Raw genomic sequence first — 25,841 nt, forward strand, 5'->3', positions numbered from 1 at the left:
GCTACAATTTCGTTGACGGCACGAATTTAGCGCACTATATTGTAGCGATCGTTACAATATGGTGCCGCCTAACTTCGCCGTCGAGCTGTATCGAGCGCGGGCAGCGCCCACCAGGAACCCCTATGAACTCTTCGATGCCCGTGCCTGCGCAAACACTCGTATTGCCGCCGGCGACCGAGCGCGTTACCCCGTTCGAACTCGATGTGCCTCAGGCGGCGATTGACGATCTAAAAAACCGCCTCGACCTGATTCGCTGGCCGGACCGCGAGTTGGTAGCCGACTGGTCTCAGGGCGTGCCTTTAGCCGCGGCCCAGGACTTGATCGCGTATTGGAAGCAAAGTTATGACTGGCACCGATTTGAGGCGCGCCTGAATAGTTTTCCGCAATTCCGCACCCGGATCGATGGGGTTGGCATCTACTTCATTCACGCGCGATCGGCGCATGAGAACGCCTTGCCTATCATCATGACGCATGGCTGGCCGGGGTCCGTAGCCGAATTTCTCGATGTCATCGAGCGCCTGACCGACCCGACCCGGTTTGGGGGGAGGGAGGAAGATGCTTTTCACGTCGTTGTCCCGGCCATTCCCGGTTATGGTCTTTCGGACATACCTCGTGATCTGGGTTGGAACCCGAGCCGTATAGCGCGTGCCTGGGCTGTACTGATGACAGAGCGTCTGGGTTACCGAGGCTGGGTGGCCCAAGGTGGGGATTGGGGCTCCGCCATCACGACGGCGCTTGCCAGCCAGAGGCCTCAAGGCCTTCTCGCAGCCCATGTGAATCTTCCCATGGTCGTTCCCGCAGAACTCCCGTCAAATCCAACGAAGGAAGAGATGAAAGCACTGGCCGGCATCGAATACTTCGTCACCCGGGGCACGGGTTACGCCGATCAGATGAACACTCGCCCGCAAACCATTGGCTACGCACTCAATGATTCGCCGCTGGCACTTGCCATGTGGATCTATGAGAAGTTCTGGGATTGGACGGACAATTTCGGAAAACCCGAGGACGCTTTGACTCGCGATCAAATGCTGGATGACATTTCGCTCTATTGGTACACCGGTACAGGAACATCTGCATCGCGGTTGTATTGGGAAGGCGTTGGAGAAACCATTCGCAGCCACGAGTTCTTCTCGCCGAGCCGGTCCGGCGGCGGAAAAATCGAAATCCCCATGGGCGCCAGCCTGTTTCCTTCCGAGACTTTCAATCCACCTCGGGCGTGGGCGGAACAATCCTGGAGCGAAATTTTTTACTGGAACCGGGTAGACGCCGGTGGCCACTTCGCGGCGTTCGAGGAACCGGAAATTTTTTCGAAGGAAATGTGGAAGGCCTTTCAGCCGTTCCGGGCCTCGGTGAAGGGACAGTAAGAAAAGCAGAACGTTACCGAAAATGCGCTAGCCGACAGAGGCCGGGTTGGGCGGAAAAACTTCGATTGCCTGGAGCGGTTCGCTGTCCGATCGCCGCTTTGCGGCATGACGATTGGTGCGGCGGCGTGACGGCGGAAATTGCAGCGACTCAAGATCGACTAACAACGAGAGTCGCTGCCCTGTCGATTCCTTAGAAGAAAATATTCAGATTGCCGAGCAGATTGAGTGCCGAGCCCGTTTCCGGCTTATAGGCAATGCTGGTCGGATGGTTGACGTATCCGACGCCGAGACTGCCGTAAACGCCGCGCACGAGCCGCGCGCTCCAGGAAAGCGTAATCGCCTTGCTGTCGCGATGCACGAGATTGCCGGCCGCCTGCGAAACGCGGATCGCGTCGCTGCCCCACACGCTATCGGTCGCGACAAGCGAGATCAGATCGTAAGGCCGGCTCTCGAATATCCCTTTGGCGTACAGCCGTAATTCATAGTACTGCGAAACGGCATTCGCGTAAGGAGGCGCATACATGACCGAGGCTCCCGCATAGAGGCCGCGCCCCGGTGCGCCCGAAGGATGCGTCTGCCACAGCTGACGATCGCCGACGAAGTAGAGATAGCCGTTATGGTCGACGCGCGTGCCGGGATGCTCGTAGCTCTTGAAGTTGCTCGTGTTGTACGCGCCGCCGACGCGCATCCACGTCATCGGCCGGTCTGCCGCCGGCGCGCGCTGATAGCCCGCTTCGCCGAGATAGAGGGCGCCCGCGTTCGGCGTGGACCAGTCGAAGCCCGTGGGATTGTATTGGGTCTCGGCCTGCAGGCCGTCGGGATTGACGGAGCGCTGTACCGCGCCCTGCAAGTACCACTTGTCGGTCACCCAATACTTGAGGTTGATCCCCGGAGTGGGCGTGCTATTGCTCGACATGCCGCCCTGAATCGGAATGCTGCCCGAAGGGCCGAACACGCTCGAGGCCAGGCTGCCGCCCACGTAGATATTGGCGAATTGCCACGTGTTCGTCGTATAGCCGAGCTTGAGTTCCAGGCGCTTGCTGAATAGCGTCTGGTAGTAGGTCATCTGCGAGAGACTGGTCTTGTTGGGGCCGAGCGGCGCCCAGGAAACCGTCGTGTTGATACCCGCGACGTAGAACTGGCCGTCCGGAATGCCGAAGCGCGAGAGATCATACGTCACGCCGGCGATAAAACTGTTGGTGTACGAAAAGGTTTGGCCGTTGTACTGCTGCGTGCCGTTATTGCTGCGCGCCGAGCCTTGCAGCGTGTTGTACGCCATGTTGAACAGATTCATGCCGATAAAGCCGATACCGGCGTCGGCCAGCGCGCGGCGCATGCCGAAAGCCTCGGGGTCGACCGTGTCGGCGGGGCCGGGCAGCGCGAGGTTGAAGCCTTTCGGCTGCAGCGACGCGAATTCGCTGCCAGGCGCCAGAGCGGAGGCGGGCGGCGTCGTGAGCGCGGCGGCGCGCGCGGCGTCGACGGCCGGGTCGGCCTGCGCGGAATTGAGTGTGTCGGACCAGGCGCTTTCGGCGTTGCACAGCAACGTGAAGGCACCCGAGAGCAGCATCGCGCTCATGGCGGGACGGTGCGGGAGAAAGCGGCGTCTTCGACGCGTGGGCAGGCTCTGGCGAGTCTGTCGTAAGGAGCGGCAATGAGCGTTCATGGTCGGAGCGGCGAAATAGCGTAGTGGAAGGGAGCGTGCGAAGCGGTTAGCTGTCGTGCTGGGGTTCTGTTGTCGTGATGTGGGCAAGGGCGCGGCAATCGCGCGGCGGGCGCGGATCAGTCGTGCTCCGCCATCGCGAGTTCGCGCAGCAGCGTGCGCGATCCGCTCGCGATCAGCAGTGCGCCGGCAATATAGGTGAGCGAAACGACGGCAAGTGCGTGGCGCAAGGCATCGGGGCCGGCACTCGCGGCAAAGAGGTCGCTGAGTACGCCCGCGAGCGAGGGACCGACGCCCATGCCGATCAGGTAAGTGAAGAGCAGGAACAACGCCGAGGCCGTTGCCCGATAGCGGCTGCCCGCGAGGGACTGGATCAGCGCGTAGGAAGGGCTCGTCGAGAGACCGGCGAAGAACGTCATGGGCAGCGAGATGGCGAGCGCGATGTCCAGGCTATCGGTGTACAGGAACGCGAGCGTGAGCGGCGAGGCGAGCGCGAACGACAGCGCGGGCAGGCGCAGGCTCCAGCGCATGTCGCGGCGTGCGAGCAGGTCGACGAGCACGCCGCCGAACAGCAGCGCGGCGATAGTCGCAAGGCCCATCGTCAGCCCGTAGGTGGCGCCCACGCGCGCGGCCGTGAGATGGTAGTGGCGCATGAGAAACGCCGGCACCCAGCTCAGTACTGCGAATGAGCCCACCGAGCACACCGCTACGCCCAGGCAAAGGAGCAGGAACGCACGGCGCGCGAGCAGCACGCGGGTTGCGCGCCAGAGGCTTTCCTGTGCGCGCGGTGCGGCGGCGTGCGGCTCCTTGACGGTGAGCCAGAGCAGCAGCGCGAGCAGCGGACCGGGCGCCGCGCCGGCAATGAAGGCCATGCGCCAGCCCCAGTGATCGACGATCCAGCCGCCGATGAAGCTTGCCGCCATATAGCCGCAACCGCCCACCACCACCACGACCGATAGCGCCGTGCCGCGCCAGCGCCGCTCGAACGTGTCCGAGACGAGCGCATGAATCGTCGGATTGCCGCCGGCCTCGCCGACGCCTACACCGAGCCGCGCCAACAGCAGCACGCCAAAGCTGGGCGCGACGCCGCACAGCGCGGTCATCGCCGACCAGACGGTCAGCGAAAGGCTCAGCACGCGCACGCGCCGGCCGCCGTCCGACAGGCGCGCGATCGGCACCGCGAGCAGCGAGTACACGGCGGCGAAGCCGAGTCCCGAAAGCAGGCTGATGCGGGCGTCGCTCACGTGCATGTCCGACTTGATGGCCTGCGTGACGATTGCGATCAGGAAGCGATCGTAATAGCCGAGCAGTGAAACCAGTGCGAGCAACACGAGAATGTAAAGCGCAGTGGCGCGCCGCGGCGGTGCGACGTGGTGGCGGGCGTGCGCGGGTGAGACGCCCGCGCGCGGCGGTGCGATCGGCGTGGTGGTTTCCATGGCGAAGTCCTTGGTTAACCGTCGATCAGGTCGGATGTGTGCCGGCCGGCGTATCGACGTCGCCGTCGATGCGCGCGCCGCTAAAACGCTCGTGGAAGTCGCCGAGCTCGATCGTGAAGTCGTCGAGCGCGGCGATTTGCGCTTCGCTCAGTTCCGGGTGTTCCGCGCGATACCACGCGCCGTATTCGGGCAATTGCGAGGAATAGGTCTTGAAGTAGGTGGACCAGGCACGCAGACGCAACTGCGGGCGTTGCGCATCGAGATCGAATTCCATGAGGCGCAGCCAGCCGTCGCCGATGCCGTCGATCACGCGCGTATCGGGCGAGGTCATGCGCAGCGACTGCTTGCGGCTTTGATAGTTGGTGAGGAACTGATAGACGTCGTGGCCGTGCCGGTTCTTGTCGATGCGATGCTGCACGCCGTGAAAGTGGCCGTTGAGCACCGCGAGAATCGGGTCGTGCCGCGAAACGAAGCGCTCCCACAGGCGCTCGGGGTCATGGCGCTGCGGATCGAGACGCGAAAGATCGAGACATTCGATCGATTCGCGGCGGCCGTTGCTGTTGAGGAACTCGTGAATGGAAACGATCGTCGGCAGGCCAGGAAACGCGGCGAGCACCGATTCGGCCCATTCGATCACCTCGCTGTCCGGCGACATCTCCATGCCGAGATGCAGGAAGCGATAGCCGCCGCCGTTGAAAATCTGCGCGCTGTTCGCGCCGCCGCGCAGCGATGCCACATACCACGGCTGACCCTTGAAGAAGGGTGTGCTGGCGCCGAAGTTGCGCGTCCAGTTCACCAGCTCGCCGCAATGCAGGCCGCCGATGCCGCTGTAATCGCCGGGCACGAGCTCGCGCGCGCTGGGCGGATGGTTGGCGTCGGTCCAGAGATGATCGTGGTCGTGATTGCCGGGCACGACCGAGAACGGCAGCGTGCCCGCGATGATCTCGTAGGCGGCCTTCGCCGCGGGAATCTCGACCTCGACCACTTTCTCGGGCGAAGGCGGAATCAGCGAGTCGATGATGGGATTGGCGACGGCCTTGTCGCCGCGCGCAGCGTGCTCGCGGTCGAGCGCGTTGCTCACCGGATGCTGCCACATATCGCCGAGCCCGGTAGCGAAGGCGATTTCGCCGCCGTTCTTCACGGCGTTGCGCGCGATGTAGTGCATCATGTCCCAGAGAATTTCGCGGGAGTTGAACGGGAAACCCGCCTCGCGCTGCTGGGTATGACTCGTGTAGTTTTGTGTGTCGGGGATGACCGCGATGCTGAAGCGATGGCCCGGCGTGGCCTTGGATGACTGCATAGAAACTCCATGAGAGCGGACGTAAAGCGTCGGAGTCGAAGCGTGTCTGTCATGCTTCACGAATCAACTAGAACACTTGTACAGTATCTGGCTATTAAGGCGGCGCTGTGACATCGCACGGCTCACGCAGCTCCGGACGTAGCCTTCATCACCAAGAAAAATGAGGAATATGACGTGAGGTTTACAAGATGTTGATCGGCTACAATCTCGGCTTCGAGCTGCGATCAGGGCGTGCGAAGCGGCCAGATCAACACGAGAGGCAGGAAGAAATATGAAACAGTTGTACAGTTTTGGGCTGAATGGCCGGACTGCCCGCGGGAGGTGCCGTTGAGCATCGAAACCTCAGCAGGCCCGAGCGCGGAGCGCCTCAAGCAGGCCGCGTTCGATCTGGCATGCGAGCAGGGGCTCGCCGCCTTGAGTGCCCGCGCGCTTGCGTTGCAGACGGGCGGTAGCGCCTCCGCGATCAACTATCACTTTGGCAGCCGGGACAAGCTGCTGCTGGCGCTCCATGGCGAGGCCGCCGAGCGCTCGGCCAGGGCGCGTGAAGCTGCGCTGGAGTGCGGATATGCCATGGTGCCGGACTGGGCAGACTGGCCTTATGTGTTTGCCGCCGTGCTGCAGGCGCGGCTGGAGCGTGAGCGCGCGGCGAACCTGTTATTGCTCGAACTGGAGCACGAGAGCAATTCGGGCCGCGAGCCCGGCCTGCGTGAAGCCGCGCTCGGCGAAGCGCATATCGAGGCGCGATTCTGGTTCGAATTCGCGAGCCGCTTCGGGGCGAGCGAGGCCGCGGCGCGCGTATGGGCAGACTTCGCACTCGGGCTTACCGGTCTTCTGATTGGCGAAACCGAGGCCGTGGCTTGTGCCGCGTGGATAGCGGCGCCGGCCGTGCGACTCCAGCAGCGCCTCGGCAGGCAGCCGGTCGCGCTCGTCGAGCGCCGCAAGCCCGCCATGGCGGATCGCGAAAGGGCCGCGCTCGACGAGGCGCGCACGGTGACGGGGTCGGCGCGCGCGAGCAGGACCACACAGGCGATTCTCGACGCCGCCATGACGACGATAGCGAAGCAGGGCGCGGACCGCCTCACGCAACGCGAGGTCGCGACGCTGGCCGGCGTGTCGCTTGCTTCGGTCACCTACTTTTTTCGGACCAGGAACGATCTGATCTATGCGGCCTTCGATGCGCTGTGCCAGCGCATGCGCGCGCGGGTCGACGCGCTGGAGCGTCGTGCGGCAGACGAGTTCGTCGAGGCCAACGTGCTGCTGCAGAAAGGGGACGGGCTCGAGTCGCTCGCGGCGCTCAATGCGCTGCTACGCGCGGCGGCACGTGACGCCGCGCTCGCGCCCATTGCCGCCGAGATCCGGCAGCTACGGGGGATCGGCTCGTTCGTCATGCTCGGCAAGCTGGGCTTGCGGACCGACTGGGTCGATGCCTATGTCTGGGGCGTACTGGCGGCTGGCAGCACGCGCACGTGTCTGCTGGCGCATCCTCACGATCCTGTTGCGGCAATCGAGGCGGCGGCGGGGGAGACGCTGCTTGCGGTGTTCGGTGTGCGCGGCTGATGTCCGACTCTCCTTCGTCGGTCGATTTGTATTGGTGGATGAGCGTGTTCTTGGAGTCGTTGCCTCGCAATCAGGTTCATTGACTCGCGTCTGTATGGATCACCGCGTAAGGCTGTGGAACAATCTCTTTTCCCACATAAATCACCAATAAAGAACGGAGCTTGTTATGACAGCAGAGCGCGAGACTCGTGCGAAGACCGTACTGCAAAGACTGCGCGATGAGATCGACGGGGATGCATGGCGGTGGCCTCGTCACCCCGGCCGCATCGACAAAGTGCGGCGCGTCATCGCGGGATGCGAGAAGCGTATCCTGGACCCTATCAAAAGCCGGCACGAGAACGTCGCGTGCAGCGGCGATGCGAATACTTGCCACCTGTTTCAGGCGCCGCCGATTTCCGGGATGCGTGATCGACGCCTATGCATGCGTCCCGGCTGCGGGCTTCGCAAGCGTTGAGAACAGGAGAGAGAAACCGCCTTTGAGGTCGGAGAAAGTTCACGACTACCGTTGATTGAACCGGGCTGGTACGAGAGGACGGCGCTTCAGGACGCGGAGCGACATCGAAAGTCCCATGGCCCGGATTCACGACATGATCCGTCGAATCAGAAGCGCTGGAAAATGCCGGCCTGAATGCCCAACTGGTTCTTTCCTGCCAGCGTCATGCCGCCGACATCGACACCCGCCGTGCTGTTCTTCGAATTGAACATATAGCTCGCATTCGAATACAGGTAAGTATTCTTCGACAGGGCGTACATCGCCGAAAAAACAGTATTCGTTGCCTTCACGTCTTTTCCCGGGACGTCGACGTGATAAAGGCTGCCAATTAGCGTGAGTGCGGGCGTGACCTTCACGCGTGCGCCTCCCCAATAAAGATTGGAGTTGATGGAGTTTGCCAGGAACTCCGTCTTCAGAAGCCGATACCCCGCCATGAATACCCATTTGTCGACGTTGACGCTTGCGGCGGCCACGTAGCGCCTCGCGCGGTCTCCCGGGACGGACGTGGCGGGCGTGAGGCCAGCCGAGAGCGTGCCCAGCCCCGAGCCGGTGCTGGACAACGGCCCGTGCAGATTGTCGTAGGCGAGGACGCCGCTGAAGACCGGACCTTTGTACTGGGCCGTGAACGCAAGGTCTTTCGCTGTCGACGCGCCGCCGGCGGTGCCGCCAATCGGCGTGCCGATGCTGTCGTACCCCATGCTGTAGAAGCCGGTGAGCCTGAAGTCGCCGAGCGTGCGCGTGTAGCGGATGGACTGGTCTCCACGACTCACGAGCCCGGGGTCCAGCGTCGCCAGCGAATATTGGGCGTACGTGGTGGGATCGTAGCCGTTGAGCACGTCGTAGATGGGGTTGTATACGCGACCGAGCCAGAGTTCGTTGTCGTGTCCGCTCAGGCCGAGCGCAGCTTGCCGGCCGAACAGGCGGTTACCCTGTCCCAGCGTGCCCTTGGTTTCGTCGAAGCCCGATTCCAGCCAGACGGAAGCTTGCCAGCCATTACCGAGATCTTCGCGCGCCCGGATTCCCCAGCGCGATTCCTGGATATTGCCGTCCTGCAGTTGCACCAGCGAATGTGAAGTCTTGTTCGCGTTGGTCAGATATTCGACGCCGGTGTCGACGATGCCATAGAGCGTGACGCCGCTTTGGGCGTGGGCCGATAGCGGAACCATTAGCGCACCCGCCGTGGCTATCAGGGCTTTCGACCATGCAAGTCCGATCTTCTTCATGTTTTGTTATGCTAAATAATAATCTGTTGTTTGGATAACATTGAAATACGGTGTGCTGCTTGCGATCGACGTTCAGCGAACCTCGTTATCGCGGCGGTGCCACGAGAGGGTGGCTTGCGCAGCCGTAGCGAACGCAAGCCACCTCAGCAAGGCAAGGTGACGCCAAAGACTCAGCGCAGACTCAGCGCAGATTCAATACGAATTCAACGTGGACTCAGCGCCGCCGACCACGGCGAAAACGCATCGCTCACGCCTCGGGCGGTCACGCCGTCGAAGCGCTCGATAATGCTCGGGCGGGCGAAGTTGATGGGCAGGACGTTGTGGTCCACGACCTCGCATTCCCCGAGCTGGCGCAGCGCATCCAGCACGTCCGCGGAGAGCCTGCGGTCCGCGCTCAGGCGCTCCGGTCCCGATACGTCGATCCTCGGCCAGTGCCCGGCATCGCCCACGTCCATATCGAAGTCGTGCACGAACAGCAGGAGTTGCGCGATCGCGGCCATGATCCGCCGGCCGCCGGCCGCTCCGCCGACGACAACCGGGCGGCCGTCGCGGGCGATGATGGCAGGACACATGTTCGAAAGCGCCTTCTTGCCACCCGCGATGCTGTTCGATGTGCCCGGCCGCGGGTCGAACCACATCACCCCGTTGTTCATCACGAATCCGGTCGAGGGCAGCACGACGCGACTGCCCATCGACGACAGCAGCGTCGTCGTCAAGGCGACCATCGAACCGTTTGCATCGCAGACGTTGATGTGGGTGGTGCAGCCCTTGGGCGAATGCGGATCGCTGTCCTCGTGCAGGCGCTTGCGGTACGCCGACTTGAGCGCCTGGGCCATGCCGGCGTACCACTGCGGGGAAGGCCGGGTTTCGCTGCCGCGGCTCGATGGCGGCTGCAAGGCGGCGAGCGCGTCCGCGAGCGTCGGGCCGGCGTTGAGGCCCGACGAAAGCTGTATCGTCGATTCCCCCCATGGCACCGACAAGGCGCCGGACGTTTCGACCGCATAGGCTTCCAGTTCGTCGCGCCCGATCAGGCCGCCCATGCCGGCGATATCGTCGACGATGGTTTTCGCCAGGTCGCCGCGATAGAAATCGCGCCATCCCTGCTGGGCGATCTGCTGCAGCGTGTCCGCAAGGCGGCCCAACGGCAGGAACCCGGGCGTGCCCTGGTACGGCGGCACGGGCGGCAGGCCATCGCGCAGAAAGATCCGCGAAGTCTCGGCATAGCGGCGCATGATCGGCGCGGCCTGCGCGAGCATCAGGGTGGTGAACCAGTCCGAGGCGAGGCCGCGTTTCGCGAGGGCAATCGCGGGTTGAATCACTTCCGACAGCGGCATCGTGCCCCATCGTTCGAGCATCGTGCCGTAGCCGGCCACGGCCGTCGGCAGGCAGAACGACAGCGGCCCATGGGAGTTTGCGTCGTCTTGCACCTGCGGCCACGGAAACATGTCCGTGGCAGGCTTGCCGGTCAGCGGAAACAGCTCCGAGCGCAGTTTCTGCGGCGCCACGGGGCCGAAGTGGATCGAGGTCGCGGCCTTCTCGTCATGGCCCTGGTAAAGGGCGAAGCCGATGCCGCCGAGCCCGGAGTTCCAGGGCTCGACGACGGCGAGCGCGAAGGCGACCGCCACGGCCGCGTCGACGGCGTTGCCGCCTGCTTCGAGCACCGCCGCGCCGACGGCGGAAGCATCGTACGACTGGGAGACGACCACGCCGCGCGAAGATTCGGCGATGGGCTTTCTGACCGACCAGTTATGCACCGGGTGGTCCAGGGGTTCGTAGGAAACCATGTTGTTGGCGTCTGCAATGGTTACGTCGGGTTGCTATTTGAAGCGGCCTCGTTTTCCGTCGCGGTCAAGAAGGCCTCCTCACGGATTTCAGACAGCATGCGTCTTTGCATACCGCACGATATCCGCATGCGTGGCAATCCACGTTTTGCGTTCGCGGGCGTAACGGAGCAACTCCTCGAGAATCCAGATTCGCGAGCGCGCGCTGATCATGTGCGGGTGCATCGTCAACTGGAAGATGCCGCCTTCTTCAATGGCGGCGTCCAGTTCCCGCTTGAAGATGTCGAACACGTCGGCCGGCGCGGTGTAGGGACGCAGCGACTGGAAGCGGTGCATGTTGAAATACACGGCATCGTCGCGAATCCATTCGACCGGCAGTTCGACCACGTCCGTCGGCTTGCCGTCCAGAAGCAGCTCGTAGCAGTCGTCGTCCGCCATCAGCGAGGAATCGTATTCGAGGCCCATTTCCACCGCGATGCGCAGGGTATGAGGGCTGAAATCCCAGGAGGGGGTGCGCATGCCGACGGGCCGCACGCCGGTGATCGAGGTCAGCGTGTCGGAAGCGCGCAGCAGCAGGTCGCGTTCGGCTTCGTACGGAAGAATCGAGTTGAGCTCGTGAATCCAGCCATGCAGGCCGATTTCGTGGCCGGCATCGGCGAGGCGTTTCTGTTCGTCGGGGTAGGTGAGCGCCGCGACGGCGGGCACATAGAAGCTTGCCTTGGCGTCGAACTTGTCGAGCGTCCGTTCGATGCGCGGCACGCCGACGCGATTGCCGTATTGGCCCCAGCTCATGCGGCCGATGGATTGTCCGCCGTCGCGCAGCTCGCCGGTTTCATGGTCGCTGTCGAAGGAGAACGCGACCGCGCACGGCGCATTGCCGGGCCAGGAAGCCGGTTTGAGCGAGCGGCCGGCACGCACCTGGTTGAGGAGTCCGCGCCATTTCGGTTCGTCCCATTGCCACGGTTTCAGTTCTTCGTTGTTCGTGTTGTTGCTCATGCTGTCCAACTCCTTGTCTTGCTGATGACTTACTTGCCGCCGTCGACGGCAATGATTTGCCCGGTTACGAAGGACGCCAACGGCGACGCGAGAAACACGGTGACGTTGGCGATATCCTGCGATGTGCCCAGGCGGCCGAGTGCGATGCTGCGCATCAGGGCGGCCTGCTTCTCTTCGCCCATCGCGTCCCATTGGGCCTCGGTTGCGGCATTCGTGCGAACGAAGCCGGGCGCGAGCGCATTCACGCGCACGCCGTAAGGGCCCAACTCATGAGCGAGCTGGCGGGTGAGGCCCAGCGAGGCGTGTTTGGCCGCGCAGTACGCCTGCACGCCCGTGAGCGATGCCTGCAGCGCCGCGCCGGAGGCAATCGTGACGATGGCGCCGCTTTTCCGCGCTTTCATCACGGGGGCGACGGCGCGAGCCAGCGCGAACGCACTGCCGAGATTGATGTCCATGATGCCGTCCCATTCGGCGTCGGTGACCGACTCGATGGGCTTGTGGGCGTGTCCCATGACCCCGCCGGCGTTGTTCACGAGGACGTCCACCTTGCCGGCCGAATGAGCGACGGATGTGATCCAGTCGGCCGCCGCGCGCCGGTCGAGCAGGTCGACGACCGTGGTCCGTACGCCTTTTTCCTCGAGCGGGCGCAGGGCGGCTTCGCTCACGTCGGTCGCGTAGACCGTTGCACCCAGCTCGGCAAATTGCGTGGCGATGGTGGCCCCGAAGGTGCTGCCTGCGCCGGTGACGGCGACGACCTGCTCCGAAAAATCCAGTTTCATGCGATCAGCTCCAGAAGGTTGGCGTCCGCGAGGGCGCGTCGGCCGTCTTCGATTTCGTGAATCATGTTTTGCAGGGCCGCGAGGGTCGGCGTCGCGATGCCGAGGCGCAGGCCGGCGCGGACCACTTCGCCGACCTGCATGTCGACTTCGGTTTTGCGCTTGCGGATGGCGAGGTCGCGCCATATGCCGGAATGGGTTTTGGCATTGGGCCGGTTGAACTCGACCATCGCGGCGACCGTGGCTTCGACTTCGGCAACCGGCGCGTTGGCACGGAATGCCTCGGGGCGAAAGCCGTTGAAGCCCTTGGGCGCGATGCCCTGCGCGGCGGCCACGCTCATGACTTCGCAGCCGAGCCGCTGCCAGAGCGGCAGCAGCTCGGGACGGGCGAGGCAGTCCGCAATGCCGAGATCGCCCACGGCTTGCGCATGAAGCATCGCTCCGTAGGCGAGCTTGCCCCAGAGGTACGCGTTGATGTCGTCGGTGGCGATGGCCTCGGGCTCGAAATGCCGCATGTCCGCGAGCAGTTGTTCGAGGCGCGCGCTCGGCGAGCCGTCGAGTTCGCCGAGCACGACCGCTGCGCGATTGCCGAAGTGGACTTCGCCAGGGCCGATCCAGTCGGCCCCGAAATTGACGAAGGCGCCGATCACGCGCTCCTTGCCGACGATCTGCGCGATGTAGTTTTCGCACAGGCCGTTTTGCAGCGAGAGCACGTAGCCGTGATCGTCGAGGAACGGCGCGAGACGCTGCGCTGCCTCTTCGGTGTGCTGTGCCTTGACGCACAGGAAAATGCGTCGCCATTTTCCCGTGAGTTCCTGAGGCGTGAAAGCCGGCGCGGTAACGTGCGGATTGCTGACCGGCCCCGTGATGGCGAGGCCTTTGCCGGGCGTGCGGATCGCGTCGACGTGCTCCGCGACGACGTCCACGAACGTCACGTCGTATCCGGTTTGCCGCAGATGAGCGCCGACCGTGCCGCCAATCGCGCCGGCGCCCCAGATCAGGATGTCATGTTCCATGCTTTCTATCAGCCCGTGTGGTCAATCGAGTGATCCATGAGCCGTCTCCTTGAGGCCAAGAATGACCACGCCCGAGACGATCGCCGATGCAATCAGGTAGTACGCCGGAGAGATGGGCGAGCCGGTCTGCTGGATCAGCGTGGTGGCGATGAACGGTGCGAATCCGCCGAAGATCGCGGTTGCGAGGCTGTAGCCGATGGACAGCAGCGTCGTGCGCGACTTCGTCGGGAACATCTCGCACAACGCGGCCGGCCCGGCTCCCGAGAAGGCGGCGATAAAGATGTTGAAGAAGATCTGGATCGCGAGCGCGTTGCCGAGGCTCGGGTGCTTCAGCAGCAGCGAGAACAACGGGTAGGCAAAGATCGTGAAGACGATGCAGCAGGAGAGGAGCAAGGGCTTGCGGCCCCAACGGTCGGACAGCCAGCCGAAAAACGGCGTCGCGGCCACCAGGATGACGAGCGCGATGGCATTCGAGGTGAGCGCCTGCATCTGCGTGAGGCCGACATGCTGCACCATGAAGGTCGGCAGGTAAGACAGCATCACGTAGTACGAAACGGTCCAGATGATCGTGAAGCCGAACGCCCGGCTCATCATCGCGAAGGCTGCGCCTTTGGTCGGCTTGGCGACCGTCTCGCCCTTGGCCTGCGACTCTTCGAAAGCGGGCGTTTCGCGCAGCGTGCGGCGCATGTAGACGCCCACGACCACGAGGATCCCGCCGAGCAGGAACGGCACGCGCCAAGCCCATGCGTCCATCTGCTGCGCCGTGAACATCGAGGTGACGACGGTGACGACCAGACTCGAAACGAGGGTGCCGCTCGCAATCGATGCCTGACCGAAGCCGCCGAAAATGCCGCGCTTGCCATCGGGCGCCGACTCCACGATCAGCGAAGTGGAACTGCCCCATTCTCCGCCGGCCGCGAGCCCCTGGGCGATGCGCAGAACCACGAGCAGAGCGGGGGCGATGACGCCGATGTTCTGGTAGGTCGGAAGCAGGCCGATCCCGACCGTGCCGAGCGCCATGCCGAAGATCGTGATCTGCAGCGCGATCTTGCGGCCGAGCGTGTCGGCGATGCGTCCGATGATGACGCCGCCGAGCGGGCGGGCGAGAAAGCCGACGCCGAAGGTCGCGAAACTCGCCAGCAGGGCCACGACCGCGTCGCCCTGGAAGAACTTGTGGCCGAGCGTCGGGGCGAGAAAGGCGTAGACGATCAGGTCGTAGTACTCCAGCACGTTGCCGATCATGGCCGCCGCCAGTTGCTTGCGCGGTTTGACCTCTTCGTGGGCCATCTTCATTTCCTCACTAGCCAGAAGGGTGTTTGAGCTTCTCATGCGATTCGCCTGTCGGTTGTCTTGAATGCACGTCGGTGATGCTTATGCAGCTTACGCAGCGACGTTCGTATATACAAACGTCGTTCGTATTTGAAAACATATTTTCACGAGCAAAAGTCCGTGCCTACTGGGGTTAACCCGTCACGTGCCGCAACGGCCGGCCTGTCGTGGCGTATCCGCGGCCGCGTATCCGTTGCCGGGGCTGACGCGAACCGACTAGCGTATGATTCCGGGCTATCGTAAAAATGACTGATGAACGGCCCGCGAGACGGGAAGTCACTGCTAATCGAAGAGATCACCATGAGTGAGGTTGTGCGCTCCGCGGCGCGAGTCCTGGACCTTCTGGAATTTTTTGCCGGCCTCGAGGGGGCCGCAAACCTGGCCACGGTCACCGCCACGTTCGGCCTGCCGAAGAGCAGTGCCTTTGGCCTGCTGAAGACGTTGTGCGCGCGCGGCTACCTGGTTCGCGACGACCGGGGCATGTACGAGCTGAACACGTATTTCCGCGAGCATGGTTTCGGCTGGGGCGGCGACCAGATGGCGCGCGTGCTCGCGCTCGTCGAACCGGTCATGTCCGCTTTGGGCGAAGAGCTGGGCGAGACGGTCACCCTTGGCTCCCTCACCAACGACGGGCACATCAAGATCGTCAAACAAACGCTTTCCAGTCAGCCGGTTCGCTATGAAGGGTTTTCGAACAGGCTGCTGCCGGTTCATTGCACGGCGATGGGGCGGGTCATCCTGTCGGTGCTGCCGGAAGACATCGGCCATCGCCTGCTGCGGCAGCACGAGATCGTTGCGGTCACGCCGGTCACGATCACCGACCTGAAGCGCATCGAGCAGATCGTCGCGCAAGCGCGGATCGACGGCTACTGCGTGGTGGCCGACGAGTCCGACCTGGGCGGGACCGGCGTGGCGACGTGCATATCCGGCGGCCCAGGCCGCCCGACGCTTGCCTTGAACGTCGCCTGCATATCGGCCCGCTTCCCGGAGAAACGGGAGCGCGTCATCGCCGCGCTCATGCGCGAGGCGGAAAAGCTGCGCGAACTGACGGGCCGCTAGTTTTACGACGAGGTGAACGCGACGGTACGCTTCGGCCGCTCGTCGACCGAGAGCGAGAAAACGTCCGGTCGCGAATAGTGGCCGGTCACGTCGAAATCGTAGCGAGCCCGAATGAGTTCATCGGTATCGATCTCGGCCACGACCAGTCCCGTCTCGCCGTGCAGCGGGCCGGCGAGCACTTCGCCCAGCGGCCCGACGATCAGGCTTCCGCCGTTGATCAGAGGGCGGTCTTTGTCCCAGCCGGGCACCTCGATGCCCAGCGCGGCCGGCGACGGCTGCACCTGGCACGCACTGATGACGAAGACCCGGCCTTCGTGAGCAATGTGCCGCATGGAGCATTGCCAGATGTCGCGTTCGTCGACCGTGGGCGCGCACCATATCTGCACGCCTTTCGCATACATCGCCGTGCGCAGCAACGGCATATGGTTCTCCCAGCAGATCGCCGCGCCGACGACGCCGGTCTTTGTTTCCACCGCCGGCAGCGTCGAGCCGTCGCCTTGTCCCCAGATCAGGCGTTCCGTTCCCGTCGGCATCAGCTTGCGATGTTTGGCCACGAGTCCGTCATCGGGGGTGAAGAACAGCGCGGTGCAATACAGCGTGCTTCCCGAGCGTTCGATGACGCCCATGACGATCGACGCATTGCATCGCGAGGAGAGTTCGGCGAGCGCGTCGGTTTCCGGGCCGGGCACGTCGATCGCGTTCTCGAAATACCTGGCGAAGACTTCACGCCCTTCGGGCAGCCGGTAGCCGAGCCGCGTGCCGAATGTCTCGCCTTTCGGGTAGCCGCCGAGCAAGGCTTCGGGCATGACGACGAGACTCGCGCCGGATGCGCGAATCTGATCCTCGAACGACAGGATATGTTGAAGCGTTGCCGCTTTGCCCTGCGGTGATGCACCGATCTGCAATGCGGCAACTGTCGATTTAGGCATGGTGTTCTCCAGGGGAACGGTTGATGCGCTCATCATCGCGCAGCCATAGAATGGAGAAAACGCATATCTCAACTTTCCGATATGAGCCATATTGATATCTCGACGGTCGACCTGAATCTTCTGAAAATCTTCGAGGCGCTGTTTGAGGAAGGCGGGGCAAGCCGGGCCGCAATCCGCCTGGACATGACGCAGTCCGCAGTCAGTGCCGCATTGAGGCGGCTTCGGGACGTCTATTCGGACACGCTGTTTGTCCGCACGGGGCGCGGACTTGCGCCGACTTCGAGAGCCCGGGAACTGAAACCCATCATCAGCGAGGCGCTCGACCGATTTCGTCTCAGTCTCACGATCTCGACGCCGGACGCCAGGTCTTTTTATGGCCGCGCCGTATCGATCGGCCTCTCCGACGACATCGAGATCGCCGTGGGACGCAAGATCATGGATGCGGTTGACCGGCGCGCCCCTGGCTTGCGGATCATTTTTCGACAGACGTACAGCCAGATCGTCAGCGATTCGCTGGCAAACCAGGAAATGGATCTGGCTATCACGGCGGGCGGACTCGCGTTGCGAGGACTCGGCCATCAGGTGCTGGCCGAGGGGGACTATGCCTGTCTGGCCGACCGTGCCAGTCTCAAGGGCGCGGCAAGCGAATTGACGATCGAGGAATATGTCGCGCGTGGGCATATCCTCGTGTCTGCCGGCGGCGTGGTGGGGATTGTCGACGAAGGGCTGGCCGCACTCGGCCTGAAACGCAAGGTCATCGGATCGACCACGCATTTCGCCGGCTTGCCCTTTTTATTGAAGGGGAGCCGCGCCGTGGCGACGATTCCGCGGCACGCGGCCGATGCGATCGCGCGCATGACGGGTTTGCGGTTGTTGGCCTGTCCGCTTGTCTTGCCACGCTATGCCATCGAACTTGGTTGGCGTAACAGTTCGCTGCGCGATGCGGCGGTCGTTACGGTTCAGGCTGCGATTGTGGAGTGCTTTGCCAATTTTGCTTCGCGCTGATAGGAGGATCGATCGAATGGCTCTCAACGATCTTCGCCTGATTCTGCCGGATACGATCGGCCCACGCCGCTCGTTCCCGGGCGCGCAACACGCGGCTGAATGACAGCGGTCATTTGCCTCGTGCCCTGACGAGGCGATCACCGCCCGTTGTCGCGTTTAAGCGCGGATGGTCCCTTTCACCTAGCCGAACGCCGGCTCCGAGAACCGCTCGATCCAGGCCGCCAGGCGGTCGGCCGCAAAACTGGCCGCCCGCGTGCCGGCGCGGCAGACGATGGCGTCGCCGTCGCGCACGAACTGCAGGGCGCCGCCGGCTTCTTCCAGCCAGAGCAGGCAGGCCAGCCAGGCCGCGTGTTCGCTCGATACGGCTTGACCGACCGGGCGGGTGAGGAACTCGCTCAGCGTGGCCGGCGAAGTCCAGATCAGCGCATCGCCGTCGCTGCGCACCGCGGCGCCGAGAACTTCGGTCACGACCCGCACCGCATCGGCCGTGCCGCGCCCCGCATTCTGCGTACGCAGCTCCGCGAGGCGCGTGCCGACCGCGTGGCCGAAGCGCCCGCTGCATTCGCTCTCGGCACGCACGAGGTCGGCGTAGTCCATGCGCTGCCAGTCCGGCTCCACCTTGCGCGTACCCGCCAGGTCGGTGCCGGCCAGGTAGGTTTCCACCGGCTGGAAGCGGTCCGGGCCGATCAGGCTCGCGCACAGCGTGTGCACGATGCCGACGCGGGTGGCCACGGTCTGCGTCTGCAGCACGCCGAGCTTCTCGCGCACGAGCTGGTCGCGTTCCTTGCGCAGTCCCGCCAGTTCCAGCGCCTGCTTCATCTCCATGCGCAGCGCCGAGATGTCCCACGGCTTCTTGATATAGCGATGTATCTGGCCCTGGTTGACGGCCTCGACGGTCTGGTCCAGTTCCGAATAGGCCGTCGTCAGAATCCGCACGATGTGGGGATAGCGCTCGCGCGCATAGCGCAGCAGTTCGTTGCCGTATTCGCCCGGCATGCGCTGGTCGGACACCAGCACGGCCAGGCTGGCGGCGTGGGCGTCCAGCATCGCCTTGCCGTCTTCCACGGAGGCGCCCGTCACCACCGGCGCGATCGCGCCGATGGCGCGCTCGAAGTATTTGACCGCGGTGGCTTCGTCGTCAACGAACAGAATCGCCGGGGGCGGTGTCTGGTCGGCAATCGTATTGCTCATTGGTCACTCCTGTGCATTCGAATCTTCAAATTGGGGCAATCCAGCGCCACGCTCGTGCCGGCGCCGGACGCGGATGCGATCCCGATACGGCCGCCCGGGAACGGCATGACGCGCTTGCGGAAAATCATCTTGAAGCCGCTCACGCCGGCGCGAGCGATAACTGCTTCGAGCAACGCGCGCGGCATCACTTCGGGCGCGATATCGGGACTGCCGTCGCCGCGGCCAGCACCTCGCGGACCGCGCTCACGCCTAGCGGCTTCTCCAGGATTCGAAACACCTCGCCGGAATTGACCACTTCCAGCAGCGCGCCGTAGTCCGCGTAGGCGGTCACGAGGATTCGCACGATATGCGGATACTCCCGGGCGACCTGCCGCAGCAGCTCGTCGCCGTTCGGGCCCGGCATGCGGAAGTCGGTCACGAGGACCGCCACCCGCGCACCTTCGCGGCGCAGGATCGACATGGCCTCGTCCGCGCCGTCGGCGAGCAGCACCTCGTAGTCGCCGCCGGCCGAACGCGCGAAGTACTTGCGGGCCAACTCCTCGTCGTCGACATAGACGACGGTCTGCCGGGCTTGTTGTGTCTCGCTCATCTCGGCATCACTCGACGCGTGGCAGGTCGAAGTTGAACGCGGTCCATTCGCCCAACTGGCTTTCTGCGAACAGGGTGCCGCCGTGCCGCTCCACCACCGCATAGCTGATGGACAGGCCAAGGCCGAGGCCCTGGCCGACTTCGCGGGTCGTGAAGAAGGGTTCGAACACGCGCGCCAGATTTTCCGCGGCAATTCCCGGGCCGTTGTCGCGCACATTCACGTGCAGCCGCTCGTCGCGCCATTGCGCCATGACATGAAGCTGCGGTGCCGCGGTGCCGGCCTTGTGCATGGCCAGCGCGGCATTCGAGAACAGGTTGATGAGCACGCCGATGATGGCGGCTTCGTCGCCGAGCACCAGGGTGTCGCCAGGCAGCTCGCGCGTGAGCGTCACGCCGCGCAGCTCATGGGCGCTCAGCCGGATCGACGCGTCGAGCGCCTTCTCGAACAGGAACGGCACGCCCTCCGCGGTCGCGCCGGGCTTGCGATAGGCAAAAGTCTTCAGGTCCGACACGATGTGCTGGATGCGGTGCATGCCTTGCCGCGCGTCCGTCAGGCATTCCTGCAGCGACGGGCTTTCCTTGACCTGCGATTCTTCCATGGCCACTTCGATCGCCATCAGGCAAAAGTTGACCGGGTTGTTGACCTCGTGCAGCAGCCCCGCGGACAACGTACCGATGGCCGCCATCTTCTCCTGCTGCAGCAACTGGCCCTTGATCTGCGACAGGCTTTCATTGGTGCGGGCCAGCTCGTCGTTCTTGTGCGCCACTTCGTCCTTGAGCCGGAAAAGCTGGAAACGGCCCTTCTCGTTGAAGTAGGTGTAAATGGAGCTGGCCACCGCGCAGAAGAAGATCAGGATGAACTGGAACTGGAATTTGCTCGGGTCCAGGATGCCACCCGGATGGGCCTGGCAGGCGATGTAGTAGAGCAGGACCGTGGCGAGGCCGAATGCCAGCGTCTGCCAGTAGCCGGCGGGAAACAGGATGCCGACCGCGAAGATCGTCAGCATGAGCCCGGCATAGAACAGCGACGCCTCGCCCTGGGTGGCGTAAATCATCCACGAGATCATGACCTGCGGCAGCAGCAGCCAGAAGAAGGTGATGACCTGCACGTGGCGTTTGCCCGCTTTCGTGTAAAGCGAGAGCAAGGCCAGGCCGATGGCCGCGCTGGTCAGCACCCGGACGATGGCAAAGCGCTTCTGCTCGGCCGGATACACGACATAGTCCATCGCCACGCCCATCAGCACCAGCACGATCACGGTCAGGCCGCCGGCCTTGCTGCACAGCAACCGGTAGTCGCGCAGCTCTTCACGATAGTTCGATTGCAACCCAACCAGGGATGTCGTCATCTCAGGCTACTTGTTGCGGGCCGATCACCGCCTCGGCGAACACGTTAACGCCGGTCGGGTCCGTGTACAGACGCGGCTCGCCGCAGTTCTCCGGCATGATGTCGGCCATCTGCGCCTCGTTGCGATAGATCAGGTACCACTCCAGCACGTGTTCCATGCTGAAGCGCTCCGGGTTGTCGGCGTGGACGTTGGTGACCAGCAGGCGGCCGCCGCGGCGGATACGGCTGGCGAAATACTGGTTCAGCCGCGCACAGACCTTGTCCGACAGGTAGTCGAACAGGCCCGCGCAATAGACCGCGTCGAACTCGCGGACGTCCGCCGCATCCGCATCCATGCGGCGCTTGAGCAGGTGATGGACCGAATCGTGCGTGTAGCTGATGCTCATGCGCGCGGCCTGTTTCTGCGCGATGGACCCGAGGCGCTCGCGCGTCCAGTCCAGAGTCTCCTGGCTGAAGTCGAGCAGCTCGAACGACAGCCACTCCGGTTCGTTGTATTCATGCATGAAGCGCTGGATTTCCTGAGCGGGGCCGCAACCCACGTTCAGCACCCGGAACGGCCGCTGTGCAGCGCGCGCTTCGTTGGCCAGCCGGGTCAGGTAGTCCACCAGCAGATCGATGCGATTGCGGTGCGCGCGTGCCACGGCCGTCTGCAGGAAGGCCGCGTTGACGATCTGGAAGTACGTGCTCGGGCCCTGGCGGGGATCGTCGAGCATCTGGTTGACCATCTGGTAGTCGCCGGCATAGCCGAGCGGCTTCGTGAAGGTGCGGAAGACGAAGGGCGAGCGCAGCAGCAGCGGATGGAGCGCGGCCTGGGCAAAGGCACGGTGCGCCGGCGCCAGTTCTTCGTCGACGAGGCGCGCTTCGCCTTCGAATTCGTCGAAGTAGAGCTTGGTCTTTTCCATCAGCGGCGATGCCAGTTCGAGGAAAAAGTCCTCGCGCAGGCTTTTGCCTTCCTTCGGCATGGTGTCGCCCAGGTCCGCCTGCTCGACCCAGCGCGACATGTCCGAGAGAAACGCCCGGATCTGGTTGACCGCGATCTGGTAGTCACGGCGGATCTGGAAACGCTCGGTCCAGTCCTGCACGAAGCGGCTGGCTTCTTCCCCCACCGCGCGCGCTTCGAGCGTGCCGCCGCTCAGTTCCCGCCACTCGGCGATCAGCGTGACGGAGACAATGGCCGTCAGGCCCGTATTGACCATGCTGATGACGACGGCCTTGCCCGAATAGACGTGTTCCACGCCCATCTTGACCGACAGGTCGCTCAGCACCTCGCTGACCTGGACGATCGAGTAGGGGTTATAGACTTCCATCACCAGGGACTTGCGCTGGAGATTGATGATCGTGCCCCGTACCTGCTCGCCTTGCGAGTTGAGGAAGCTCACTACCGGATCGATTTGCGTTTTGTAATACACAATATTGCGGCCAGGTAAGTACTACGAGAAGCTGGTTTGAAATTTGGTGCGCCATACCCCAGAGCAGCCAGGCTGGCAGGTCGGCCAGCTTGGCACCGATGGTTTCCCTCGTTCAGACGCTGAAGCGTCGCCATCGGTATTTCAGTTGCCGCCACGGCAACCGGTTTTTTCTGGGTGGGCACCACTTCTTCCCGAACTGCATCGGCGAGACAGGTCATGCCTCTGTCCTGCACGCGTCGCCTCGCGACAGCACATGCGCTAACGGCACCACGGTTTTAACGGGACTCGTTAGCCAAGGCGCTGAAGGCCGGTTTCGGAACGGATTGCGGAACGAAATGGGCCTGTGCGATTGCAGCATTCTACTGATAAAAAAGAATGCTGTCGTGCAGCGAGGATTTCGTCGGCGAGGCTTTCCGGCGGCACTCGACAGGCGGCGTATGGAAAACGAAGGCAAGCTGCGGAGCAGCTTGCCAGGGCGCTATATTCGGATGATTAAGGGGCGTGAGTGCGAGAGTCGCGCATTGCGAATTGTGCATGGCGCATAGCTCTCCGGATATTGCGGCGGGGCAACACTATCTTCGTTTCAATAGTGTGTTTTTCTTGGGGTGAATCTCGGCGAGAAGCTGGAGTTGTTTTGCTATAGGCCGCGCATGAATCTGTGGTCGTGTTTCTCGTATATCTCGTACTCGGTGCCATTCGCTACCTCTGTAATTGGTGCGTGCATGCGAGGCAAAGACGACGCGGTTTGCGGACCTCGTGTCGACAGCATGACAGGCTGTCAAGCCACCTATCGAACACCGCCCAAAATGCACTCGACCTCGCTCGCGACTTTCAGAAGCGCGCCATCGTCGCCTGGCCTTGCCACGATCTGCATGGCAACGGGCAGCGAATCCGTGGGCGATGCAAGCGGAATGGAGATCGCGGGAAAGCCCGACACGTTGAACGGCGCCGTGTAATTCATGAGCGCTTGCCGCACGGTCCCCGACCAGGCACCTATGGACAGGGTCTGCATGCCCGTCAACGGTGCCACGCACGGACAGGTCGGCAGGAGCAGATAATCGACTGTCGCGAGAGCCGCGTGTAGCCGTTGAATGAATGCATGCCTCGTCTGCTGCGCGTCCGCGTAGCCGCGAATCGTCCTGTCCTGCGCCATCGCGAGCCGCTCCTGGGTCTCCGCGCCATAGCCGGCAGCAATGCGGGACAACGGGTTTCGTCGCAGGTGTTCGATACTGCCTTCGGTCAGCACGATGGTGGCGAACGAATCGTACACGCCGTCGAAGAGTGTCTTCGTCTCGACGTGCTCCATCGCGAATACGCCGCTGAGTTTGCCCACCGCATGCTCGAATGCCGTGGCGACTTCCGCGCTGAGCGGCACCGGCGGAATGGAATGGATGACGCCGAGCCGCGCGGAGAGCCATGCATCGCTTTCGCAGATGTCGATGTTGCTGGCGCCGGCCAGGATCAGAATGTCGTCGACATTGCGGCCAAGGAAGCCCGGATGATCGACGCTCGGAGCAAGCGGAAAAATGCCGCGCGTCGACAGCTTGCCCAAAGTCGGTTTGAAGCCTGCGACTCCGCAGAGTGCGGCGGGTATCCGGACCGAGCCGCCCGTGTCGGTGCCCAGTCCTGCCGCCACGGCGCCGGCCGCGATCGCCGCTGCCGCGCCGCCGCTCGATCCGCCGGGTATGCGATGCGTGTCCAGCGGATTCAGGGTATCGCCGAATGCCGTGCTCGATGTCGTGACGCCCCAGGCAAACTCGTGGGTGGTCGTTTTGCCGATGACGATCGCGCCTTTTTCCACGAGTGTCCTGACGATATCGGCGTCGGCGTCGGGAATATGGCCCAGATAAGCCGGCGAACCATAACGTGTTTCGATACCGCGAGTGTCGATCAGATCCTTGACCGCGATCGGCATGCCTTCGAGCGGCCTCGGCTGGCCCGCGGCATAGCGTCGATCGCTCTCGGAAGCCGCGCGCAAGGCGTGATCCCAATCGATCACCGAGAACGCATTGAACTGCTTCCTGCTGTACTCCGCACGTTCGAGCGCCGACTCCGTCAGCTCGCGGGAGGTCGCGCGTGCACTGCGTAGCGCGGTGAGCGCGTCACGCAAACCCGGCGCGCGGGTCGTCTCGTCGGAGACCATCGCATTGTGACTCGTTACCATAGATGCTCCAGAAACGTTTCGAGTGCGGCCGGGCTGTGATCGTTCAGGTCGCCGACTTCGGTCGGATAGTTCTTCTGGAGCAGTTCGGCAACCTTGACGAGATGAGCTTGATCGAAACGGAGGTCTCTCAGCCTCGATGGCAAACCGAGCCGTTCGACGCATGCCGATATCCTGCCGGCCAGCAGAAACGCGGCTTCTTTGTGCGGGGCACCGGCGCAAAAGATCCGCAGTTTGTCGCCGTAGCGGTCCGTGCTGGCGCGCAATACCGGCGCCAGCGTGATGCACGAAGTCGCGCTATGCGGCAGGCCGAACGTACCCCCGAGGATGTGCCCGATGCGGTGGCTCAGACCATAGAGGACCGATGCGGGGAAGAAATAACATTGCCACGCAGCGAGCTGGAGTTGCAGCAGATCGTCGAGCGTAATGAGGCCCTGCTCCAGGGCGTCGCGGGTCTCGAGCCCGTGCGGCCACTTTTCGAGCACCGAGAAAAATCGCTCGACGCCCGCTGACGCCAGCACCGCATGCGGATGCGCCACATCGACTTCCCGCATGCCTTCCACGGCATGGTCGATTCCCTTGATCGCCGAAGTCAGCAGGAGCTCGCGAGGCGTATTCAATAGCAGCCTCGGATCGAGCGCCACGACTTTGGGCACCGTATCGCGGACCGCGTAGCTTCGTTTGAACGGCTCCGGCCCCTGGGTTTCCGTGACGCCGAAATAGTGCGAAAACTCCGCTCCCGACAGGGTGGTGGGAAAAGCGGCAATCGGCAGAAAGCGCCCCGTGCGCTCGTGGTGAAAGTGCGAGGCGGCCTTGGCCGCGTCGAGAACGGAGCCGCCGCCGAGCGCGACGATCGAATCGGCGCCGAGCCGCACGGCTTCGTCGAGGCCATGTCGAACGGCCGTGTCCGGGGCGTGGGCCGGCAGTTGGCTGAAGATGCCCACGGCTTGTTCGAGATGGGCGGACAGATGCTGTTCGTAGAATGGCCGCAGACGCTCGACCGTAAAAACCAGCGGCCGTCCAATGCCGTGCTGTCCGAGTGCCGCCGCCGATTCCGCGAGGATGTCACGTCCCCAGTAGATCGCGCCGTGGGGAAGCCAGTTGAGACGTTGCATCGATTCTGCTCCAGGGAGAACGTTGTCTGTCATGTTCCGATGGAGACCAGGATAGGGGATCGCGCCACGTTCTGGAATACGCGCTGCGTGAACGCAGCGTCCAGAAAA

The 25,841-nt window shown here is 63.4% G+C and carries 22 protein-coding genes; 5 read left to right on the forward strand and 17 right to left on the reverse strand.

The window, feature by feature from the left end:
• Positions 1–122: 122 nt before the first annotated feature.
• Complete coding sequence (locus G3N58_RS03295; protein WP_167047063.1) at positions 123–1,364, forward strand: epoxide hydrolase; 1,242 nt, start codon at positions 123–125, stop codon at positions 1,362–1,364.
• 190 nt (positions 1,365–1,554) lie between these two features.
• Here the strand turns inward: G3N58_RS03295 and G3N58_RS03300 are convergent, their stop codons facing one another.
• From G3N58_RS03300 to G3N58_RS03310, 3 genes are all read right to left on the reverse strand, one after another.
• On the reverse strand, positions 1,555–2,940 hold the full coding sequence (locus G3N58_RS03300) for a carbohydrate porin (protein WP_167283005.1): 1,386 nt from the start codon (positions 2,938–2,940) through the stop codon (positions 1,555–1,557).
• 203 nt (positions 2,941–3,143) lie between these two features.
• A complete protein-coding gene (locus G3N58_RS03305) occupies positions 3,144–4,460 on the reverse strand; it encodes an MFS transporter (protein ID WP_205998462.1) in 1,317 nt (438 codons plus the stop codon).
• A gap of 25 nt (positions 4,461–4,485) precedes the next feature.
• A complete protein-coding gene (locus G3N58_RS03310) occupies positions 4,486–5,760 on the reverse strand; it encodes a hypothetical protein (protein WP_205998463.1) in 1,275 nt (424 codons plus the stop codon).
• Between the two features lie 327 nt (positions 5,761–6,087).
• Here G3N58_RS03310 and G3N58_RS03315 point away from each other — a divergent pair, with 327 nt between their 5' ends.
• Together G3N58_RS03315 and G3N58_RS03320 are read left to right on the forward strand one after the other, a co-directional pair.
• Positions 6,088–7,317: a TetR family transcriptional regulator gene (locus G3N58_RS03315; RefSeq protein WP_167047051.1), complete on the forward strand. Its 1,230-nt coding sequence runs from the start codon at positions 6,088–6,090 to the stop codon at positions 7,315–7,317.
• Between the two features lie 166 nt (positions 7,318–7,483).
• Positions 7,484–7,771 (forward strand): hypothetical protein, encoded by a 288-nt coding sequence (locus tag G3N58_RS03320; RefSeq protein WP_205998464.1) that lies wholly within the window; start codon positions 7,484–7,486, stop codon positions 7,769–7,771.
• A gap of 146 nt (positions 7,772–7,917) precedes the next feature.
• Here the strand turns inward: G3N58_RS03320 and G3N58_RS03325 are convergent, their stop codons facing one another.
• The 6 genes from G3N58_RS03325 to G3N58_RS03350 form a co-directional block, all read right to left on the reverse strand.
• Positions 7,918–9,033 (reverse strand): porin, encoded by a 1,116-nt coding sequence (locus G3N58_RS03325; RefSeq protein ID WP_205998465.1) that lies wholly within the window; start codon positions 9,031–9,033, stop codon positions 7,918–7,920.
• A gap of 203 nt (positions 9,034–9,236) precedes the next feature.
• Positions 9,237–10,817 carry a gamma-glutamyltransferase gene (locus G3N58_RS03330; RefSeq protein ID WP_205998466.1) on the reverse strand — a complete coding sequence of 527 codons (1,581 nt, stop codon included), beginning with the start codon at positions 10,815–10,817 and terminating at the stop codon, positions 9,237–9,239.
• Positions 10,818–10,904: 87 nt separating this feature from the next.
• Positions 10,905–11,810 carry a polysaccharide deacetylase gene (locus G3N58_RS03335; RefSeq protein WP_205998467.1) on the reverse strand — a complete coding sequence of 302 codons (906 nt, stop codon included), beginning with the start codon at positions 11,808–11,810 and terminating at the stop codon, positions 10,905–10,907.
• Between the two features lie 29 nt (positions 11,811–11,839).
• A complete protein-coding gene (locus G3N58_RS03340) occupies positions 11,840–12,589 on the reverse strand; it encodes an SDR family NAD(P)-dependent oxidoreductase (protein ID WP_205998468.1) in 750 nt (249 codons plus the stop codon).
• Positions 12,586–13,602, reverse strand: coding sequence for a ketopantoate reductase family protein (locus G3N58_RS03345; protein WP_205998469.1), 1,017 nt, complete (start codon positions 13,600–13,602; stop codon positions 12,586–12,588). Before G3N58_RS03345 ends, G3N58_RS03340 begins: the two co-directional genes overlap by 4 nt.
• 21 nt (positions 13,603–13,623) lie before the next feature.
• Positions 13,624–14,889, reverse strand: coding sequence for an MFS transporter (locus G3N58_RS03350; RefSeq protein WP_205299251.1), 1,266 nt, complete (start codon positions 14,887–14,889; stop codon positions 13,624–13,626).
• A 342-nt stretch (positions 14,890–15,231) separates the two neighbouring features.
• Between G3N58_RS03350 and G3N58_RS03355 the strand changes: the two genes are divergently transcribed.
• Positions 15,232–15,990, forward strand: a complete 759-nt coding sequence (locus G3N58_RS03355) for an IclR family transcriptional regulator (RefSeq protein ID WP_167047034.1) — start codon at positions 15,232–15,234, stop codon at positions 15,988–15,990.
• 2 nt (positions 15,991–15,992) lie between these two features.
• Here G3N58_RS03355 and G3N58_RS03360 read toward each other — a convergent pair whose 3' ends face one another.
• Positions 15,993–16,919 carry a carbon-nitrogen hydrolase family protein gene (locus G3N58_RS03360; protein ID WP_205998470.1) on the reverse strand — a complete coding sequence of 309 codons (927 nt, stop codon included), beginning with the start codon at positions 16,917–16,919 and terminating at the stop codon, positions 15,993–15,995.
• A gap of 81 nt (positions 16,920–17,000) precedes the next feature.
• Here G3N58_RS03360 and G3N58_RS03365 point away from each other — a divergent pair, with 81 nt between their 5' ends.
• Positions 17,001–17,924: a LysR family transcriptional regulator gene (locus G3N58_RS03365; protein ID WP_205998471.1), complete on the forward strand. Its 924-nt coding sequence runs from the start codon at positions 17,001–17,003 to the stop codon at positions 17,922–17,924.
• A gap of 180 nt (positions 17,925–18,104) precedes the next feature.
• Here G3N58_RS03365 and G3N58_RS03370 read toward each other — a convergent pair whose 3' ends face one another.
• The 7 genes from G3N58_RS03370 to G3N58_RS03400 form a co-directional block, all read right to left on the reverse strand.
• Positions 18,105–19,115, reverse strand: a complete 1,011-nt coding sequence (locus G3N58_RS03370; protein WP_205998472.1) for a response regulator — start codon at positions 19,113–19,115, stop codon at positions 18,105–18,107.
• A 184-nt stretch (positions 19,116–19,299) separates the two neighbouring features.
• On the reverse strand, positions 19,300–19,704 hold the full coding sequence (locus G3N58_RS03375) for a response regulator (RefSeq protein ID WP_167047026.1): 405 nt from the start codon (positions 19,702–19,704) through the stop codon (positions 19,300–19,302).
• Between the two features lie 7 nt (positions 19,705–19,711).
• Complete coding sequence (locus G3N58_RS03380; protein WP_205998473.1) at positions 19,712–21,049, reverse strand: ATP-binding protein; 1,338 nt, start codon at positions 21,047–21,049, stop codon at positions 19,712–19,714.
• A gap of 1 nt (position 21,050) precedes the next feature.
• A complete protein-coding gene (locus G3N58_RS03385) occupies positions 21,051–22,457 on the reverse strand; it encodes a class I SAM-dependent methyltransferase (RefSeq protein ID WP_205998474.1) in 1,407 nt (468 codons plus the stop codon).
• A complete protein-coding gene (locus G3N58_RS03390) occupies positions 22,427–22,675 on the reverse strand; it encodes a hypothetical protein (RefSeq protein ID WP_205998475.1) in 249 nt (82 codons plus the stop codon). Before G3N58_RS03390 ends, G3N58_RS03385 begins: the two co-directional genes overlap by 31 nt.
• A 569-nt stretch (positions 22,676–23,244) precedes the next feature.
• The gene (locus G3N58_RS03395) at positions 23,245–24,621 is read right to left on the reverse strand and encodes an amidase (RefSeq protein ID WP_241016966.1); all 1,377 of its coding nucleotides are present in this window, start codon (positions 24,619–24,621) and stop codon (positions 23,245–23,247) included.
• Positions 24,615–25,733, reverse strand: a complete 1,119-nt coding sequence (locus tag G3N58_RS03400; RefSeq protein WP_205998476.1) for an iron-containing alcohol dehydrogenase — start codon at positions 25,731–25,733, stop codon at positions 24,615–24,617. The genes G3N58_RS03395 and G3N58_RS03400 overlap by 7 nt, the downstream gene beginning before the upstream one ends.
• Positions 25,734–25,841 lie beyond the last annotated feature (108 nt).

It is taken from the genome of Paraburkholderia sp. Ac-20342 (assembly GCF_017104985.1).
Lineage (GTDB): Bacteria > Pseudomonadota > Gammaproteobacteria > Burkholderiales > Burkholderiaceae > Paraburkholderia.